This is a genomic window from Pedobacter sp. 10L46_2, from assembly GCF_056395165.1.
Genome location: NZ_JBFTIZ010000036.1, coordinates 1 through 19,442, shown reverse-complemented (window position 1 = coordinate 19,442; position 19,442 = coordinate 1). Strand labels below are relative to the sequence as shown.

Genomic DNA, 19,442 nt, shown 5'->3' with positions numbered 1-19,442 from the left:
GCTTTATCTTTTCTAAAGTGCAATTTCAATGGAAAGTAACCTTGTTCAAAAAAGGCAAAATGATCATCTGGCCTTTTTTGACGGTGAAATTTGGTATGGCCGTCGGCAAGGTAGGCAATCATTGGGTTCACTATCCGGTAAAATTCCAATTCTGTCATATCTTTATTCAGGCGGCTCTCCGTTTGCTCAAAGGCGGTCGTGATCTGTTGTTTTGTTCTGTACCTGTAAAGCCCGGGATGCGCCTCCTGCAACGCGGCACGAATGATTGAGAAATCTTTTTTTAACTCGGACTTGGTAAAAATTTTTTGGGCAATGCTTGCCTGACCGAGGCAGAGCAACACTGTAATAAATTGAATTATCTTCATTTGATTTGGTATAAGTAAAATTTGAATAGAATCAATTTAACCAGTGTGCAGACCCAAATTGTCCGGGGTCAAAAATCTCAGGGTCTAAGTGTAGATTAAACCGCACCCTTTCATATTGAACTACCTGGTGCAATTTCTTGTTCACATATTCCTTTCTTTGAGCCGGGAACCAGACACCATCAATTTTTTTGTAACCGGAATATTGTATGTCCACCGGACCTGATCTGCTGTCGTATCGCCACCTCACCGGATACTTTTCAATGGCATCATACCATACCTGATCTGTATCTTCATCCAAGGGATGACTTGCACCAAAAATTAAAGTTGTCCTGCCATTCCAAACTTGCTGCCTTCCCTTAGCGAGGTCAATTCCTATTTTTTTAAAGTCGGATTTGACACTGTCGAAGGATTGGATAGACATTTTTATAAATACCAGGTCTTCGAAATGCACAATCGGCCAGCCGCTATATGCCTGCTTATATTTTTTAAAGGTATAAGTGGCTTTCCCAACTTGTATTAGGGCATTGCCATCATCAATGCTCCCGATATCTTCGCGAAACAGCTCTGGAAGAATGCCCGCCTTGTACCTTGCCCATGTACTACTGGTTTGATTATATTGTTCGGTCGTACCCTGCTCGGACCAGGTATAGGACTTCAATGAAATTTGCTGTCCTGCAGCCCAGACTGCCTTAAAGTCTGGAATGGTACTTTGCGCCGATACGATTTCCCGTGAATAAGAACAGATCAGCAGTAAGGCGATGATAAAATAATTTTTCATGCTCAAAAGTAGAGATGCGGCTCACACGCTAATATGGCTGTCGAAATGGAACATGTTTTCATCGACATACAACTCAATGGAGCCCTTTAACAACACTTAAACATCAAACTCCCAAACACCTATTTAAAAAAGTAGTCTTCAATGCCAGGCCGGCAAATCAGACAGAAACTATGGGCCAGTTAGGCGACAGATCATCCCGGAAGAATTGCAACATGGTTTCCGAGGCTTCCGTTAGGGAAAGTCAGCACAGGCAAAGCATTAATGTTAAGAAGAGGTTGTTTAAATGTTAAAAACGGCATTTCGGCGACAACGTAGTTACTTTTGTCTACGATATTTTACACTTTTTCTGTCGAGGCTGATCTTTGGAGCCGCAGTATTGTCCCGGCATATTAAGATTGACAATTATGTTATCATTCATTTTCAATAAAAATCCTTGGCAAGGCGCTTCCAATTGGAAAAAACTATAAATCAGATTGCCAAAAACGACTGAGCGCACTTACCGTGAAACTACCCGGGCGCATGACATCGGATAAGGTAGCTGTGAACTTTTAACGTAAAGAAACCCTATGTACTCATTGATTATAAAAATTATATACAGAACCATTGGAGAATTTTGGTTGTCCAGTATTAGCAACCTGTCAGCAGAGATCTGGCCGTTTGGCCGTATTCGAGGAAACAAAGTCCTTGTAACTTTGCTGATCAGCCTGCAATGTTTAAGCAGCACCGGCATGGCCCAGCAAAAAAAACAACCAAATGCCTCTCAAATCCAAAAGATGATTGCGGAAATGAAAAAGAAAGCAGGTTCCGGAGGTAAGATTGATCCTGCAGTACTTGCAGGGCTTGCCAGTCAGCTGGGTGTAAACAGAACAGGCACAAAGGGAGCATTTCAAAAGGCCAGACCAGCCAATGATTTCCCCAGATTGTACATTGGCGACCTGCCGAAAAATCCGTTGGCCGGAAAAAAGCTCAATGACTACATCGTTAACCTGGAAAGTAAAGCGATATCCCGAATGTCAGCAGCAGATCTTGCGGCTGTGGATACCGCTATTGTTCTGGCGGCAGACACGCTATCCAAAATGGCAGAACTTTCCATTTATGCGTTTTATAATGGTGGTACAGCGTCTGGACTTCTGCTGGCAATGAAAGTAGCATTAAAAGATGTAAACCATGATTTGAATCTCAACAATCTGAGTGGCATGCTCATCACTGCTGGTGCACCTGCTCAGGCAATACCCATTTTAAGAGGACTGGTGTTGCGAAACCCAAACAACCCGATGGTGCTTAACAATATGGGACAATCTTTTGCCGGAGTTGGGCTAAAAGACAGCGCCATGTTCTACTTCGCCAAATGCCTCAAGGAGAATCCCAGGCATGCCCAGGCAAACAATACTGCCGCACGCATCGCCAAATCCAATGGTAATACCGCCAAGGCATTGGAGCTGGCTAAGGCTTCGGTTCAAAGCGAGTTAACTACCGAAGCCATGGATTTGATTAGTCAGTATGATAAAAGCGGCGACGCTTATGATTTCCTAGCCAGAGCAAAACACATTCCCGATTATTTTAATCTCTATAAATTCAAAAAGCCGGCGCATCAAACCAGTGTTAACGACGCAGAACAAGTCAAAGTCCAGCAGTTGGAGTTTTCAGACCAGATTGACAACATGATCTCCGAACTGGGCGTACTTGCCGGCAAGGCCTCTAAACTGGGGAATTCGGAACTGCAAAAGACCGTGCGAGATGCTTATACCCATACACTGGCCACCGGCCAAAGCCCGACTCCATTAATGTCCCCAATCGTTATTAAAGCCACCCGCGTACTGCCTAACAGGTATATCCAGCGAGAGCTTTTGCAGAAAATGCAGCAGGCGGAGCAGTCATACCGGTGGACCATCGCACAGGAAAAAAAAGCATTAGATCAGGACCTGCAGAAAATCCAGGAAAAATTTATCCAGATGATGTCCGGTTACGAATGCCGTGAAGGCAAAGGTGCTGGCTGTCTTATGATAGAAAAGCTTAGCAGACAAAGTTGCCAGGAAAAGGACGAGCGGATTGGCGTCTATCTTGAAAGCTGCGCACTTGCAGCAGATGGCTTTGACAAAGTGCAACTCCAAGCGGCCAGGGAAAGATTCCATTTCAATTCCAAATGGCAATACCTGACAGGTGTGAATGAGTACCTTTCCAACTTTCAGTACTACAGTGCCGCGATTCAATACCTTAAAGAGATCAAAAAAGTAGTGGGTTATCCCGTGGTCGAGCCGGCCTGTGGCAATCTTGATCGCCAGCCAAGACAGAAAAGTAGACTCGCCGATTTTGAATATGCCTGCCCGGTCAACCTAAATATGGAACTTGGAATAGCATCGCTGAAAGCAAACTGTAAGGAGTTGAGCTGGACAATCAAAGCGCCGGAATTTGTCAAGTTCAACTTCAAGAAGAACTTTGAAACAGGAGAGTCGACTTTAAGCCTGATTGCCTTCTTGGAAGCTGGCGGGGGTATCGGCGATGTAAAGGGGAGCCAAATTGGGATTCGGGGCGGTATTAAGGCTGAAGCTTACGAAGCCTTCTTTATCAGTTTTGATAAGAACAATTCCTTTGCCGACGCCGGTATTCGTACTGGTGCAAATGTGGTCATCTCTGCCTCAAGCGGCGTTAAAGGGGAGGGAGCAGCCACAACGATTGAAAAAGGATTTGAAGCTAGTTTTGGCATCAATTCGGGTTTTACAGGAGGGCCTAAGGGTATGGACGGAATTGGAAACAGCGTGGCTGGCAGCGCAGATGCGGCGATCAGTTCCTGGTTCAAATAAGGAACACAGTATGCGACACAGGCTTTATCGTTGGATTTTTCGTTTTCCGTTTGGCGAGCCTCTTTTTCTCAGAATTCCATTGTCTCCGATTTATGAAGCGGTCTAACGCTATAATTGCGTTACTGATCTTAGGTATTTGGTTGTATGTCGACAAACATTTTAGACCTTCCTTCCTCTTGGCAACTTTATGCTTTAACAGACCATAGGTTTCACAACAGGATTTTAACTGTATAATTATGAAAACCATTACAACGATGCTTCCTGTTGCTCTGATTTGCGTTTTTTTTAGCTGCAAAAAGAGGCGGGATAAACCAGAAGGTGCCGACCTGATGGCCTCTCGTGCGTCATTTGCAAGAACGTTCTACTACCCTGGGGGTGGGAATACGGTAAGTACAAAGTACTCAACCACCGCAATTACAGCTGCCGCAAATATTCTGACAGATGGCAGCTTATCGGTAGCGCTAAAGACCGCCTATCCCGCTGGAAGAGATAACATCACTATAGTAATCCCTGCAGCAGCGCTAAAGCCCGGTTATACGGGTCTTTATCCTGTCAGAATCTCTTCGTCACCCGCCTACTATGTGAATTATCAATATCGGCGCGCCTCCGGTTCCACTGCTGATTTCTTACCTGGCAATACCGTAGGTACGATAGAGCTTAGTTATAAAAAAGAAACAAAAATGCTGGGCGGTACTTTTTCTCATACTATCGTTTCCAGTTGGGATCCGGATAAAGAAGATCCGGTTCAGCCTAGAAACACGCACATTAATTTGGATGGAAGGTTCTTTCTGCCGCTGGTAAAGCAATAATAGTCCGCGATCATCCTGCTGCTATTAATGCAGCGGTAACGTTGATAATTTTAACACCCATGCGGCGATGTTAGGCTGCCTTATGTCTACTATATCAGGACGTTGGTCGATTATGGTTGAGGGCCAATAGATAAGTATGGATTTTTGCATTCATCGTTTACCTCCCCATGGCAGGGCATATTCGAAGCGTTTAGCCAAGGGGGTTTATTTAACAGCTATGATTAAGAAACATCACTTATTAGTACTAATGGCCATCGGCCTAACAAGCCCTTGCTTTAGTCAGGGTTTTCTAAAAAAACTGCAGAAAAAGGCGGAAGCGGCTGCAACAGATCTGATTATAAAAAAAAGTACGCAAAAGGCTGAAAAAGCAATGGAAGAAAAAAAACAAGAGGAAAGTACATCAACCTCTTCTTCGCTCAAACAAACAGAAGAGCCTGCAAGTGGCAGTACCCGCGAGGTAAAATCCTATTCTAAATATGATTTTGTTCCGGGGGCCTCGATTCTCTTTACAGAAAACTTTGAGCAAGATCAAATTGGTGAGTTTCCTCTTAAGTGGTTTACCAATGGTAGCGGAGAGGTGGTTACCCTGGAAGGTTTCGCCGGAAAATGGGTTAAGATGAGTTCCGGAGCGCTACTTTCGCCGACTTTCAAGTTCCCCGAAAATTTCACCTATGAATTTGATGTATTTATGGATATAGATCCGGCGACCCGCTATGTGCGGCCAGCTCTGGGCTTTGAGCTCTTTGATCGGGGGAATAAAGCAACCAAAGTAGGTTACAACGCTTATACCATTAAAAATATGTTAAAGTTTTCTGCTGGTCTGCATGCCGACAATGCCATAGTTACCCTCGATTCCCGCCAAAACGCGCTAGTGAAGCTGCAGAGTGAAAAAGTGAAGCTTCCTGGTTTCCAGACGAACTACAGAAATGTAGTTCACGTGGCCATAGCAGTACAAAAAGAAAGGCTCAGGCTGTGGATGAATGCCGATAAGATTTTTGACCTGCCGATCGCTGTCGCAAGTCCCCATAATTTTAACCAGTTGTTGGTATGGGGCGCTAAAACCAAAGAGGGAAGCCCGGCATTTTATTATACAAATTTCAGAGTTGCGGCAGGTTTAGCTGATACCCGTACTAAGTTGCTCAGTGAAGGCAGGTACAGTACCAGTGGAATTCTCTTCGATTCTAACTCCGATCAAATTAAACCTGAGTCAACTGGCTTAATGCGGGAAATCGCCGCTGCGCTCAAAGAAAATGGCAACGTGAAATTCACCATCATTGGACATACTGATAATCAGGGGAATGATGCTGACAATCTAGTCTTGTCAAAAAAACGTGCGGAGGCGGTAAAAAAAAGTTTAATAGAGGAATATGGAGTTGAGGCATCCTTGCTGCAAACCCAAGGCAAAGGTGCTGTTCAGCCCATTGCGGAAAATAATACCCTCACCGGCAGGATGCAAAACAGACGAGTGGAGTTCATCAAGATATCGCAATAGTCAAAAAGGTGCGGCCCAGCATCTCAAAAATGTTTGTATTAAGATCTTTAACGTGAGAGGTCGCGTTCAAGTAAATCGATAATCACTTTGATCAGAAGGATTATAGGTTAGCTAATAATCGTATCAGCAAACTTCCAGGATTGGGGTTTGCTGATTTCAAATTTAACAACCAGCAGCTACTTTCTAAGCAATTAAATTAAATATTATATGAAACAAAAATCAGCAGCCGCAAAAGGCTTATTCAGGCAGGCGATAGTCCTTGCTATTCAAACCAGTATTGCAGTCGTTGTCCTTACCGGATATGGATGTAAAAAAAGTTCAGCAGCTGGGCCATCAGATGGTTACGCTACTGGCAAAGTGAAGGATTCCAAGGGCGGCCCCATGGCGGGGATTGAAGTCATTGTTGAAAATACACTAGTTGGCAATCATACATACGCGGCTGGTACTTCCGACGCTAATGGTAACTATAAAATCAAACTGCCGAATGTGGGTACTTTTCACGCCTCTGCATACGTTAAGAAGGTATTTAACGGTAAAAACTATGAACTTCCGCTTGATCCTGATAATAATGAATCCTTCAGCAATAAGGGTGCAGTAGTCAACTTTCAATGGAAGTTATCCGGCCCCAAACCGACGGAAATGGAAGGATTCTACGGAGGTAGCGTGTATATTTATAATCATCCGGGCCGGTATATATTAGATGAACACAATATTGAATTCAAGTTGACGCCGGTAGGTAATTTAATTGATGGTTCAAACGGACAAGCATTAACTAGAAAAAGTGGTGAATCACAAACGATCTCATACGGAAGGTTGCTAGACATCCCTATCGGACGATATGTGGTCACTGCAACGTATTTAACTGGGGGAACAAGGGTTCCCTTGACTTTGAGAGTGTTAGACTCTACCAGTCCATACACCGCGCAAATGACTATAGATTTTGAGCCCAGTACTTCGGCTGGTAAGAATACGGCGAACATCCAGTATTACTATTGATGAATACCAACCAAGACAGCTCCCATCGATGAGACGGAAGCTGTCTCGGTTATAATTGAGGGATCTATTTCCTGATGTCAGAGGCATATCCAGAGCCTACACCATTGTGTTTCAGTCTCACCAGCTTCTTGTTTTTCCAATAGCATGGCAGGTCACCTTCACCGCCCATCACATACACGTCGTTTCCTTCGATAAAAACCTGATCAGCATGAAAGGTGGTTCCAGCTACTGTCTCCAATTGCACTTTGTCAACAGTAGGTGTGCCTGCTTCGCTTAAAGCAAGAGAAATATAAAAACATTCTCCCGTAGCGTTCGCAGTTACCGGGATATAAGGCTTCCCTTGGCTTACAAAGACACTTCCAACAGTTGAATTGGCCGGAATATGACTGGTCGTATAAATCCTAGTCACCTTAGTCTGAAGATTGATGGTGATGAATAAATATTGGATTGATTCGTCCGAATCCCTTCTTGCGGAACTGTTGAAGAAAAGCGTCTGGTCATTTATAAGTTGCATATCCAATAAACTAATAAAACTGTATCCATTTTTTTCTAGTTTGAAATTATTGATCTTGTTCTTATCCCGGTAAATGTCAAGCTCGGTCCAGAGCAGCCGGGGCTCGGCTTTCGCAAGTACAGCACCATTGTTACTTCCGGCTATTAAGTTATAGTCTATGTTGGGTGTAAGCTCATGGACCGAGAATTCTCCTTTTTCACTAATCCTATAGTAATATTGCATCGTTGAAGCACCAAAGGATTCTGCGAGCATGTAAAGATTTTTTTGGAAGTGAGCATACGCAACAAAAGCCTCGGTAAAATTGTTGGAAATGGGTACCTTAAGCTCCTCGGCCAGGTGATAATATTTGTCCTTGCTGAAGTAACTGATACGGTACTTATTCTGGCTGATCATGTGAGAACCGAAAAAGTTAACGGATTTGCTGGCGTTAAGCTTATTTCCTTGGATGAAGAGGCCCTCAATAGCCATTGGACTCAGATCATAATTTAGAAAATTGTCAAACTTGGCATCTGCCGTCCACAATACGTAATTGGAACTAGGTAAACCATTTTTTCCAAATAAATAAATGTCAGAAGTGGCTGGAATACTGCCGCCTTTGCCATCAGGACCGGTTGGGATTTCGTTTTGTCCTTGGGGAGTTGGAGTCGCGGGTTCGTCCTTCTTGGTTTTTTTGCACGCGCTAATCGCGAAAATGGCCGCCAGGCCATAGAGAAAGAATTTATTCATGTTGATTTGATTAATTTAATCCGCAAATACACATCAAAACAATTCGAAGTCTAAATTTCGAAGACGGAAGGTTGGGACATGCCGCCATAAAGCGCATATAGAAAGCTGAGCTACAAATTTAAATGCCTTCCTTCAGCCAATGATGCCATTGCGAAATGAGACTGTTGAAAATAGAAGAATCATTTAGCCGTCTAAGCAGGTTCAGTGGCGATTGGTCGACGAATTGCAGCTATCCATCAACGGAGCTTCGAAACTGTTTTCGGTTTGCGGATGTTAGTGGCAAAGTCTGGTGCGTAACTAGGCGTCCATATTAGATAATTTACAATGAAAAAAACAACAAAACTGATCTTTATGCTCTTGTTGGGTATGATGGTCCTTTCCTGCAAGAAGAAGCCTGCGGCTCCCTTTGAGGAAGAAAAGCCTGGTGGTGTCAAGCCGGTGGCCCATGGTACGGTGGTTGGACTTGCCACCGAGCAAACGATAGGTCCGGGCGGCGGACAGTTGACAATCGTTGGCACCAAGCTAAAACTAAGTGTCCCTGCAGGCGCGTTGGATGGCGAGGTGAAGGTCACCGTTAGTGAAGTCACCAATACGCTACCCAATGGGGCCGTTGGCAAGGCCTACCGGTTTCTGCCGGAGAATGTGCAGTTTAAGAAAGACGTGGAAATAACCCTGCCATACGAACCACTTACCAATACCTCCCCGCAAGCGCTTCATTTAGCATACCAGGATGGAAAGGGCTATTGGCACATGGTAAAGGAGGCCTTGGTTGATGAAAATAACCGAACGGTAACGGCAAAAACAAGGCATTTTAGCGATTGGGGGGCGGTTGCCAACCTCTATATCAAGAACAATGGTAAAAACGCGCTTGATAAATCCCAGAGTACTGAGCTGGAAATCGCCTTTCTGCCATCAGTGTCGGATGATGACCTTTTGGCACCTGATGTACCACTGGACGCGAGCAAGGTGAAACAATGGCGGATTGCCTATGGTGCGACTGGATACGGGACGGTAACCGGCGGGCAATCGACCAAGGCGACCTACACCGCTCCTGCGACATTGACAGTTGTCAAGACTGCAACCGTGGAAGTGGAACTCCAGGGGGTTGGTGAAAAGCCGCTGCAACCTGTCATTTTGCAATACAAGGTAAAGTTACGTCCCGATGAGTATTGCCTTTGGACCTTCAATAATGAGTATCTTTTCTATTCCGATCGTACCGATGTGTGGTACAGCGATAAGATGTACGTGAATTTCTATGGGAACAAGGACAGCTATAGGTTTCACATAGAGGCACCGACCCAGACGTTCGGGGTAAAGCCGTTTGGCGAGAATAAGGCCTTTGTTTCCTCTTTTGTTGATGGGCATGATTATTATGCTTCTACCTATAACGAATGTGGGTCATCGGAAGCCTTGTTTACCGACGGTCAGATCCTGGTCACGGGAGTAGAGAATGGCTTGGTCTCGGGCGAGGTGAGTGGTCAGATACGCTTTCGTGACCCATCGGGTAATTGCTATAAGAAGTCCTTTGTTATCTGGGCCGAATTTCGGTACCGGAAGAAATAACTTTCATTCTCTGGCAGGCCCCATCACAAGTTGGGGCTTTTTTTGTGGATATGCGTAGCGGTCGTTTTTACTGCTATAAACCGTATCGGCAAGTATCTCCTTTATTTCTAACCCATTTTCTTTCAGATTATCAATCATGCTGCTCAGAACTTCAAGGAGGCACTGCCCATCCTTTATCTGCATGAAATGCATGTATATGGGTAAATACATGGTTTTGTGTATCGACATCAATTTGTGTCGAAAAATTCAATCTCGTGATTTTTCCTGGTTTTGTGGATATCCGGGCATCAGGATCTGATGGGCTATAATGGCGATTATTGACCGCACTAGCTAATCTAATTTGATTGGACGCCTGGTCATTTCGGTCGCGGTTGATATGCCAATGGATGGTTAAATTTATCCACCTTGGACACGGTGCAAAGAAGTTCGCGATAGACACGTCACTTCGCCACTCTTACGCCATCGCATTGCCAATTGGTGTTCTGGGAATGTTTTGTGAGCTTTCTTTCAGGTAGCTTTGGCTATTGGTTCTGTATGCGGGACTTTGTCTAGGGTCCAGGAAACCAGTTAATGTCATTGGTATTGATCGGGGCGATTGGATCTAAGGGCACGTGGGATAGTGATTTCCGACCACCGAGGCTTCAATTTCCCAACAACCCTTGTATGATGTGGTTAAAAAAAATCATTACTCCGTTGCTTGCCTTACCGCTCTTGTTTCTTTTCCCGTCATGTGAAAAAGAAAGGATCGATGCCGATGGTAGGCAAGTCACTGAGGTAAGGAAACAAATTCCTTTCACCTAAGGGCTTTAATCGATTTTTACGAATTAAATGCTTTTGTTGTTATTTCGCTCAACTCAATATATAATTACCTCCAGTCTTTGTTGCAAAGCATATCTATTCCAAAATGTTTTTTAGTCGATGATTAAATGTTATTGGTAGGCAGTTTCATTGCGTATGGCAATTCCTTTTGCTCACTTAACGAAACACCATGATTTTTACATCCCGAAGAGGGGTAAAAAATAAAAATTTGTGTATTATGAAAAAAATAAAGAACTACCTATGCTTGCTAGTTTTAGTCGTGGCGATTATCTCCTGCAAAAAGAAACCTCACATTGAGCCAGAGCCGGATCCAGAGGTGGTTATACCAGGTGCAGTAAAAACTCCGCATGCGGAATTAGTTGGAACAGCGGTGAGCCAAACCATTGGGGCGGCTGGTGGTACACTTACCGTACCGAATAGCCAGCTTAAATTAGTAATTCCCCCAGGAGCAGTTGATAAGGATATTAATTTTAGTGTTCAAGAGGTAAAAACAACGTTGCCGAATGGAGGTGTTTCTAGTGACACCTATCGTTTCTTGCCTGAAGATGTACAATTCCAAAAAGACGTCCAGATTGTGATGCCTTTCAAGTATGAGAACCACATGGCTATTGGTACCATTCGTCCCATTTACCAAGATAAGCATGGATATTGGCATGTAGTTAAAAATGGCATCCTTAACCGGAGCGAAGAAACCATAACCGCTAATACGCGACATTTTAGCGATTGGTCTTCCATTCCACTTTACTACATAGAAATAACAGGAAAAAAACGATTGGAAAAAGGAGAAAGTACAACGTTAACGGTTAAGCACTGGCCGACGCTTCCATCTGGAAATCCTGGTGACGATGATGATATGTTGGCTCCAGAGGGAGAAATTAGTTCCAAGTTAGTTAAGGAATGGCGCCTCTATGGTACTGGTGGGACCGAAAATCGTGGGACGGTAACTAGGGGCGAATCTACTTCGGCAACTTTCACAGCCCCTTCTACCTATCCTCCATACCAACGGGTTACAGGTATCGAAGCTGTAGTAAAAGGAGTAGATGGATGGCAAGATCAAAATTTGCAAATTTATGTAGACCGCTTGGCTGAAAATTATTGTTATGCACTTGTTGATGGTACATCGACAGACTCCTTTGGTGTCGGCGGAATCAATGTAGCCCCCGGGGATGGCATGTCAGTTACCTTTACTAGCCATAACTCTACCAGAATTTCTATTAATGCGCCCAAAAATACTTTTGGAAAATATGATTTTAATGAAGGTACATGGGTGAGCTTTTCCTACTTCCTTGGAAACTATTTTTCTACTACTTACACAGACTGTATTCCAGCTGGAAATTTATTCACAAAAGGAGATATTGTGGTCATTGAAAATAAAAATGGGCTGATTACCGGAAATATTGAAGGAGTTATTCGAATGCGGGAAAAAACATCTTCGGGTAATTATTGTTGGATAAAATCAGTTCCAATTGAGGTAGATTTCAGGTACAAAGCAAAGTAACCACATTAGGTTAAACGAAGCTTTAAGACATGTTACCTGAACATTAGTTCAAGATTTCACCAGGTTTCTGCAAGGGGTTGTCAAATTTGGCGATCCCTTTTTGTATTTGAAATTACTTTAAGCCATATAACAAGTGAGGTCAAGATAAGATTGAGGTGTTGGAGGGTAGCAGGGATGAAGCAGTGGTAATAGCATAGAGCAAAATATTGACATAGTTATTCTAAATAAGCCCCATTGGTGCAAGCCTATTGCTCTTGCCAGTTAGAACACTTTATTTCTTCACCATATAGGACATATAGGGACATGTAAGTAATTCCAGGACGAACAGACGCTTTGCGTTTGTCGATGAAATGCCTTGGAGATCATTTTGGTAGGGAATAATCCCTTCTTTAGCAATAGTTCATCTCGCTTATGCCATCGCATTGCCAATTGGTGTTCTGGGAATATTTTGGGGCCTTTCTTTCGGGTAGCTTTGGGGCTTGGTTTGCAGCTTAGACTTTGTCAAAGGCATTTGGGCTAGGGTCGGATTGGGATGATTTCCCGATCGACGTTGCTACGATGTCCAGGATCCTCAGGCCCAGGAAATCAGTTGTTAATGTTGTTGGTATAGATAGGGGCGATTGGAGCTAAGGGGAGGTGGGATGGTGATTTCCGACCGCCGCGGCTTCAATTTCCCAAAAACCCTTGTATGATGTGTTTAAAAAAAATCGTTACTCCGTTGCTTGCCTTACCGCTCTTGTTTCTTTTTCCGTCATGTGAAAAAGAAAGGATCGATGCTGATGGTAGGCAGGTCACTGAGGTAAGGAAACAAGTTCCTTTCACCCATGTACATACCAGTGGGTCCACGCCCGTTTTCATTACCTATGGAACCGAATACAAAGTTGAGTTGGAGGGGTCTGCGAATTTGGTTTCCAGATATCAGGCCGTCGTGTCTGGCAATGAAATTTCCCTGGGTTACGGGGATTTTAGGCTTGGCAGGGATGATCTGGAGATCCATGTCACCTTGCCCTTGCTTGCCAAGGTCTCACTTAGCGGAAGTGCCAAGATTGAAATAGATGGTATCTTCCCTAATCAATCTTCCTTGCATGCTGATGTCAGCGGTTCGGGTGCGATTGAATTGACTGGGAAAATGGTGGTCGACCGGGTCAACGTCAACATATCGGGCAAGGGTGATGTGCGGTTCGGAAACCTCTCAGGCAGAAATGCCTTTTTGAATATTTCCGGTAACGGTAACATCATTAACGGTGTTACCGATAACCTCCAGGCGGTGATCAGCGGAAGTGGCAATGTCTATTATACTGGTAATCCTCATGTTGAGGCTAGGCTGAGCGGTACGGGACGCGTTATCAGGTACTAGCATAAGCCGGGTCTCTTTGTTCAAGGCAATAATCATTGTAAGGCCTGGCAGTATTGCCGAAATCACTTTTAACTTGCTTTTGGCCCCATGGCGATATAGTGTTCAACCGTAGGGAATGGCTCATAGAAATGATGCAGCAACGATTTCCAGGTTTGGTAACCCGTTGATCCCCTAAAACCAATGGTATGGTGCTCAAGGGTTTTCCATTCCACCAGCAAGATATATCTATGGTCATTCTCGAGGCAGGGTAACAACTGGTGGCAAAGATAGCCTTCCATGGTAGAGATGATTTGTCCTGCCTCAACAAAGGCTTGCTCGAATTCCCTGGTTTGACCCTTGACGATGTTAAGTATGGCAACTTCTAATATCATGTGAATTTATTGGGTTAGCGTTGTTGATCAATAATGCCCCGATTCCAACAGGGATCAGTCCTGTGGGATTGAAGCTTCTGAGGTGAGCCTGAAGGACTGCCGGTAGTCCCGGTGGTTTGCCCGCTGGTGTCGTCTTTTGCCATGGTGTTTTTGTTGGTTCTCGTTAGCTTATGTCCCGAGGCGCAGGTCTGGTAGGGTTCAGCAGCTAAGCCCCCAAACCCAGTCACCAAAGTGTGTGGGTCTGTTAATTGCCCCTGAGGATCTTGAATGAACCCTCTGTTTTACGGTTGGTTTGGGTGCAATTGGTGTAATTATAGGGCGTAGCACTAAAATGGCCTTCGATGATCCCGTTTGGTTTATCTTCGAACTTGGTTATCGTGATGCTGCCGTTTGCGTAGATCCTCTTGCCAGTTGAGCATTCGGTATAGCTGCTGATGTAATTCTTGTTGTCCTGGGTCAGGGTTATTGCGGCCTTTGAGGGTTTCTGCATGTCGCCAAGGTCATAGGTTCCTTCCTTTGCCCCATTTAAGTGTATACTTAGCCCGCCACTTGTAGAGGTGGTGGCGATTATGGTTTCCCCGTTAAACACGCCCGCGGAGTAAAAGATGGAGTTGTGCTCAATGCCAGATGCGGTCCACTTGATGAACTCGTTTGGTAAGAGCGTCAGTTCCTTCCGGATAATCACCATGCCACTTTTGCCAGGGCGCGACGGATTACTCTTGCTTACCAGATTTTGCAAGGTCAGTTCTATGATTGCGGTAGCACTTTTATCTATTGAGGCTGGAGCCTTATAGGTAACGCTGGCATTGTTGCCCCCGGTAATGCTCCCAACCCCGTTGATGACCTTCCAGCTTACCACTTGATTTGACCTTACCGGTTTGTTCTCACCCAGAAGGTCGTTCATCGAGTAATCATGGATGTAGGTAGACAAAGTGCATTCCTCCCCTGCGGCCAGCTCTTTTTTGCTGGATGAAAGATGTACTTCCCTGATTAGCGACCAATCACTGAAATGCGTCGTTGTTACCTTTAAGCTTCTTGAGGAAGGGTTTACCGTTGAGTTTATTAAAGGGTGCCAAAAACCTTGGTTATCTTGGTAAACTAAGTAAAGGAAATCTGAAGTTGTGCCATCCGTATCACTGTCGCTATATTTAAGTACTACATCCACCGGTTTCTTGAAAGTAAGATTTTCTGGAAGAAAACGATACACACGACCTGTAGAAATTGCAAGATTCTTTTCTATCTCCTGGATGGAAAATTCGGTGTTATTAGTTAATGCTCCGGCCGGGATATTAATTGTAATTGAGCCATCAGGTAACGAAAAGCTACCACCCTCGGCACCTATTGTTTTTTTTATAGCATCACCGATTGTAGCGCCTTTTATGGTTTTTACTGCCGTAAAAGCTTCTTGGTCTGGTTTCTTTGGTGATTTCTTGCAGGAAGGTAGGCTGATGGTCACGATTAACAGCAACAATAAACAAAGATTGTCTGAATTATTGATTTTCATATTAGATAGAATTATTTATACAAATCGAGCGATTATGAGTTGGAATATAAAGTAGTATAGATAAATACCATTGAAAAGACTCCCATCAGCCTTTTATAAAAGACAAACTGCAATTGTCGGACTTTAATAAATAAATGAGAGTATGTCTGTATTTTAAATTTCGTATAGATCGTGTTTTAAGTTAGAAAGACGCAGATTATTTACTTGTATGCCGATCGGACAGAGTTAGGTGAGTCTGTTTTACTTATGACGTTTGTATGCATCATTTGGGAGGACATCGGAAACTTTCGCGTTTGAATACAATAAAGGTTGGATGATCTCTGTTTCTGCATTTTTTATTGCTCAACACTCGAAGAAAAATAAGATTGCTTCCTGATAATTCAATGTGCTTTTCGGAAACAGAAGGAACTTACAAATAGAATTGGTTTCCTCACTAGCCTCGTGTTTCCTGCTTAGTTGATAAAGCCAAAGGATTAGATTATACTTTGGCTTTATAGCTGTTTTATTTACTGGCTTCTACATATTTAGCTGAGTCTTCATAGAAATGATAAGTTGAAATTTTACCATCTTTAATTTCGCACATTAAAGACCAATCACTAGTAAATGTTTTACCAGTAACCTTCACAACATGTGTAAACTTACCGTTTGCAAATGCAATATTTCCTTCACCAACTAAGTGTTCTACTGAAAAAGCTTTGGTGTCAAATGCATTGCCAAGATTGGTGAGGAATGCCTTTGCACCATCCTTACCATTGTATGCCCCATAGATTTGTTGATCTTCCCGTTTACCGTCTCTAACTGCGGTAATTTTACAGTCATCGCTAAAGGAATTGATAACGCCTTCAAAATCGCCTTTGCCAAATGCGGAAAAAAATGTTTGTACAGGTGCTGTACTTTTATTTACTGTGGTCATAGTTGTACTGTTTTTATTGTTTGTTGTTTTTTGTGTGGTGTGTTGAGCTTTCGCGCCTAAGGCAAGTAAGCAAGTGGTCGAAATGACTAATACTGTTCTTTTCATTTTTAAGGGTTATTTAATTGTTACGAATTTGGATTGAGCCATTTCTTGAAAATTCTGTTATAAATTGGAAGTATGGCATAAAATACGATGGGTACTGCTATCAGTGTAAGAATAAGCGTTCGTAATGCCAAGGGCAAAGGCACGAGCCAATCTCCTAAAAGAAAGAATAATATCGTAATCAATGGGTAAATGGCGAGCCAGATTAAAAATGCCCGTTTATGCTGTTGATTTTTATCCATATAGTAAGGTTAAAAGTGAATTGATATTTATTTGCAGCAAAACTATATTATACATATACTTGTGTCAAGTATGTACTATTTTGTACTCTACATACCATTTGTATACTATTGTTGATTATCAGTATATTAAATTTTATTATTATGGCGAAAAAAATAAAAAGCGCTCCTGCTTGTTCTGTTGATTATGCTTTTAGAAGGATTGGAGGGAAATATAAAGGAAGAATTTTATGGCACTTACATCTGTATCAAATTCTGCGATATGGTGAGTTGAAACGTAGCTTGCCGGATATTACCACAAAAATGCTTACGCAGACATTAAGAGAGCTTGAAGATGATCAATTGGTAAATCGTAATGTATTTCATGAGGTGCCGCCGAAAGTTGAATATACACTCACCAGTATTGGAGAAGAGTTGATACCTTTTATTGGCTATTTAAAAGACTGGGGAGATCGACAAATTAAAAATAAAAACACTCAAAAATCCAACTTAAGTGTGAGTTTATAAATTTTTAATAAAAAATAAAGCGGGCTTTTAAGGCCCGCTCAGGTTTCGTGAGAAACCATCACAAAACACACTCCCAACTATCTTAATTACCGAAAAGATTTGTACTGCAAGATTAACATCCTAATACCATTCTCGTAAAAACAATAGACATACTACTTGAAATAGGGTATGAATAGCTTAAAAAATGAAATCAATAGTAAATTGACTTGCAAGAACTAGATACGAACGCTTTGACCTGAATAAACATTGATATAAATACCTGTATCTTTTTCCTTTTTAATAGCCATTATAATACCTTTTGCTGCTTCATCAGGCAATACGGGTGCTAGTGCTCCTCCCAATTTTGTTCGTACCCACCCGGGGTGTATAGCGAATACTTTTATTCCTGTACCTTCGTATGACTGCGCAAGTAATTTAGTATAAACATTCAGACCGGACTTAGAAATACGATAAGCATAAGCATTTGATTGCAAGTGTTCAAAAAGACCCATTTCGCTAGAAATGTTTACAACAACTGCCTCCTGACTTAATAAGGGTAAAAGGGCTTCAGTAAAGAAAATCGTACCTGTTAAGTTAGTGTCTATGGTATCTTTAAAAGAATCCAACGTTGGTCTCAACAAGTGAATGTCGTCAGCTATGCCTGCATTATTGATCAGTAAATCAATTTTTGACACTAAGTTTTCAATGATAATTTTTGAGTTTGCAATGGACGCTTCATCCTTGAGGTCTAATTTAACTACGGATAATTTAGGATGTGATAGTGTTACCTCTCCAGATCTGGAAGTAATGAGCACACAGAAACCTTCCCTTAATAGGTTCTCAGCAAGTGCTAGACCAATTCCACTATTACCACCTGTAATTACGGCTACTTTATTTCTTGTATTATTCATTTTGTTTGAATTTTTATTTGATCCGAAGTGACTTTAAATCATCTAAAAAATAAATTCTCGTAGACAAAAAACATAGCAATGCGTATGAAAATAGCTTAATCAAGCTTAAATAACTTAAAGCAATGTGTTTGTTGGAATTATCTTATCTGCTCAATATTAGTGATGCAACTTATCCACGAAATAGCGCAGATGCGGAGCTCAAATTATGGGACAACCGATTATATGGAAATGCGGATGCTAGCTTTGCTTTATCAACAAGAAGAGCATAAGCACCAAAAAAAAGTTTGGAGGATTATTGTAGCATAAAAAGTTCTTCATTATAAACTGATGGAAAATGACCAGCACAGTCCATAGCTGAAAATACAAGTGTAATCGGTAAAGCCCAGAATAGAAGGGTTGAATTTGTGAAAATTTGATGTTTAATTATTTGCCTATGTTTCTATGACTAATCGATAATGGGTTAGTTCAATTTATTTTTACTCCAATCTCTATTTTATATTTTAGTTGTTCATAGGCTTAGTTGTGTTTTTTGTCTACGAAAGTGTCTCTTCTGTAATAATTGGTAGAGTACATGTATTGACTTCCCCAATTTTGCATTAAAATTTTTCATTGCCTGACACCGCGATCTTAATGATGATCATATTTGTGATTAATTGTATCTTTATGTGTTGAGCCAGTGCCATTTTTTTCCTATGGGAGTTAGAACGTTTCTTGTATTTTTTCTTGTTTTCAGTATAAATACTGTTTGGGCTACTGTTCAGAAACCCAACTTACTTGACACTGCAATAGTTTCTGGATATTTAAAGCTTGCAAAAGAAAAGTTAAAAAACGGTGATTTAAATGAAGTAGCAATATCGCTTAAGAAAGCAAGTGTATTTAAAGATACGTCGTCAATTCAGCAATATAATTTTAACTATCTTAACCTCTACCGCAAACTCTTAAACAGAAGAGGTTCGCATCAGGAAGCATTTCAGCTTGCTAAGCGATTAATGGCTRTTAGTATACAAACAAAGAATAAATTCCAATCGGCAGAAGCTTATCAAGCGATGGCAGAACAGCAACGAGCAGTTGGTAAACTTCAGCTCGCTACCGAAAATATAATTAAAGCGATTACCATAGCAGAAAAATACGGTTTTAAAAGATCACAAGCTGAGTATTATTACTTTCTAGCTAATATTTTTTTTGAACTCAGAGAACC

At 42.3% G+C, this 19,442-nt stretch carries 19 protein-coding genes; 11 read left to right on the top strand and 8 right to left on the bottom strand.

The features are described from left to right. Both AC1DDX_RS06190 and AC1DDX_RS06185 read right to left on the bottom strand, forming a co-directional pair. Window positions 1-365 (bottom strand): hypothetical protein (locus tag AC1DDX_RS06190; protein ID WP_477621871.1); only part of this gene is annotated, 365 nt, incomplete at its 3' end. 31 nt (window positions 366-396) lie between these two features. Continuing rightward, window positions 397-1,143 (bottom strand): hypothetical protein, encoded by a 747-nt coding sequence (locus tag AC1DDX_RS06185; RefSeq protein ID WP_288882681.1) that lies wholly within the window; start codon window positions 1,141-1,143, stop codon window positions 397-399. A 566-nt stretch (window positions 1,144-1,709) separates the two neighbouring features. Between AC1DDX_RS06185 and AC1DDX_RS06180 the strand changes: the two genes are divergently transcribed. From AC1DDX_RS06180 to AC1DDX_RS06165, 4 genes are all read left to right on the top strand, one after another. Further along, on the top strand, window positions 1,710-3,944 hold the full coding sequence (locus AC1DDX_RS06180) for a tetratricopeptide repeat protein (RefSeq protein WP_288882680.1): 2,235 nt from the start codon (window positions 1,710-1,712) through the stop codon (window positions 3,942-3,944). Between the two features lie 236 nt (window positions 3,945-4,180). Further along, a complete protein-coding gene (locus AC1DDX_RS06175) occupies window positions 4,181-4,753 on the top strand; it encodes a hypothetical protein (protein ID WP_288882678.1) in 573 nt (190 codons plus the stop codon). Between the two features lie 217 nt (window positions 4,754-4,970). Beyond that, the gene (locus AC1DDX_RS06170) at window positions 4,971-6,245 is read left to right on the top strand and encodes an OmpA family protein (protein WP_477621870.1); all 1,275 of its coding nucleotides are present in this window, start codon (window positions 4,971-4,973) and stop codon (window positions 6,243-6,245) included. Between the two features lie 207 nt (window positions 6,246-6,452). Then, window positions 6,453-7,241: a peptidase associated/transthyretin-like domain-containing protein gene (locus AC1DDX_RS06165; protein ID WP_288882676.1), complete on the top strand. Its 789-nt coding sequence runs from the start codon at window positions 6,453-6,455 to the stop codon at window positions 7,239-7,241. Window positions 7,242-7,305: 64 nt separating this feature from the next. Here AC1DDX_RS06165 and AC1DDX_RS06160 read toward each other — a convergent pair whose 3' ends face one another. Further along, complete coding sequence (locus AC1DDX_RS06160) at window positions 7,306-8,481, bottom strand: hypothetical protein (protein ID WP_288882674.1); 1,176 nt, start codon at window positions 8,479-8,481, stop codon at window positions 7,306-7,308. Between the two features lie 324 nt (window positions 8,482-8,805). Between AC1DDX_RS06160 and AC1DDX_RS06155 the strand changes: the two genes are divergently transcribed. Continuing rightward, complete coding sequence (locus tag AC1DDX_RS06155) at window positions 8,806-10,044, top strand: hypothetical protein (protein WP_288882672.1); 1,239 nt, start codon at window positions 8,806-8,808, stop codon at window positions 10,042-10,044. A gap of 3 nt (window positions 10,045-10,047) precedes the next feature. On the opposite strand, the gene AC1DDX_RS06150 is transcribed toward AC1DDX_RS06155, so the two are convergent. Then, window positions 10,048-10,227, bottom strand: a complete 180-nt coding sequence (locus AC1DDX_RS06150) for a hypothetical protein (protein ID WP_477621869.1) — start codon at window positions 10,225-10,227, stop codon at window positions 10,048-10,050. A 203-nt stretch (window positions 10,228-10,430) separates the two neighbouring features. On the opposite strand from AC1DDX_RS06150, the gene AC1DDX_RS06145 reads away from it, so the two are divergent. The 4 genes from AC1DDX_RS06145 to AC1DDX_RS06130 all read left to right on the top strand — a co-directional run bounded on the left by AC1DDX_RS06145 (window position 10,431) and on the right by AC1DDX_RS06130 (window position 13,718). Next, window positions 10,431-10,559 carry a hypothetical protein gene (locus tag AC1DDX_RS06145; RefSeq protein ID WP_288882669.1) on the top strand — a complete coding sequence of 43 codons (129 nt, stop codon included), beginning with the start codon at window positions 10,431-10,433 and terminating at the stop codon, window positions 10,557-10,559. A gap of 148 nt (window positions 10,560-10,707) precedes the next feature. Next, window positions 10,708-10,845, top strand: coding sequence for a hypothetical protein (locus AC1DDX_RS06140; RefSeq protein WP_288882668.1), 138 nt, complete (start codon window positions 10,708-10,710; stop codon window positions 10,843-10,845). 262 nt (window positions 10,846-11,107) lie between these two features. Then, window positions 11,108-12,361: a hypothetical protein gene (locus AC1DDX_RS06135; protein ID WP_288882667.1), complete on the top strand. Its 1,254-nt coding sequence runs from the start codon at window positions 11,108-11,110 to the stop codon at window positions 12,359-12,361. Window positions 12,362-13,049: 688 nt separating this feature from the next. Then, a complete protein-coding gene (locus AC1DDX_RS06130) occupies window positions 13,050-13,718 on the top strand; it encodes a GIN domain-containing protein (RefSeq protein ID WP_288882666.1) in 669 nt (222 codons plus the stop codon). Between the two features lie 68 nt (window positions 13,719-13,786). Here the strand turns inward: AC1DDX_RS06130 and AC1DDX_RS06125 are convergent, their stop codons facing one another. The 3 genes from AC1DDX_RS06125 to AC1DDX_RS06115 all read right to left on the bottom strand — a co-directional run bounded on the left by AC1DDX_RS06125 (window position 13,787) and on the right by AC1DDX_RS06115 (window position 16,611). Beyond that, complete coding sequence (locus AC1DDX_RS06125) at window positions 13,787-14,089, bottom strand: antibiotic biosynthesis monooxygenase family protein (protein ID WP_288882665.1); 303 nt, start codon at window positions 14,087-14,089, stop codon at window positions 13,787-13,789. A 244-nt stretch (window positions 14,090-14,333) separates the two neighbouring features. Then, window positions 14,334-15,593 (bottom strand): DUF6252 domain-containing protein, encoded by a 1,260-nt coding sequence (locus AC1DDX_RS06120; protein WP_337717406.1) that lies wholly within the window; start codon window positions 15,591-15,593, stop codon window positions 14,334-14,336. 502 nt (window positions 15,594-16,095) lie between these two features. Then, window positions 16,096-16,611, bottom strand: coding sequence for a nuclear transport factor 2 family protein (locus AC1DDX_RS06115; RefSeq protein WP_288882661.1), 516 nt, complete (start codon window positions 16,609-16,611; stop codon window positions 16,096-16,098). 380 nt (window positions 16,612-16,991) lie between these two features. On the opposite strand from AC1DDX_RS06115, the gene AC1DDX_RS06110 reads away from it, so the two are divergent. Then, window positions 16,992-17,354, top strand: a complete 363-nt coding sequence (locus AC1DDX_RS06110; protein ID WP_288882659.1) for a winged helix-turn-helix transcriptional regulator — start codon at window positions 16,992-16,994, stop codon at window positions 17,352-17,354. Window positions 17,355-17,569: 215 nt separating this feature from the next. On the opposite strand, the gene AC1DDX_RS06105 is transcribed toward AC1DDX_RS06110, so the two are convergent. After that, window positions 17,570-18,244: an SDR family NAD(P)-dependent oxidoreductase gene (locus AC1DDX_RS06105; RefSeq protein WP_288882658.1), complete on the bottom strand. Its 675-nt coding sequence runs from the start codon at window positions 18,242-18,244 to the stop codon at window positions 17,570-17,572. 692 nt (window positions 18,245-18,936) lie between these two features. On the opposite strand from AC1DDX_RS06105, the gene AC1DDX_RS06100 reads away from it, so the two are divergent. Next, the coding region (locus tag AC1DDX_RS06100; RefSeq protein WP_477621868.1) for a hypothetical protein at window positions 18,937-19,442 on the top strand (506 nt) is incomplete at its 3' end.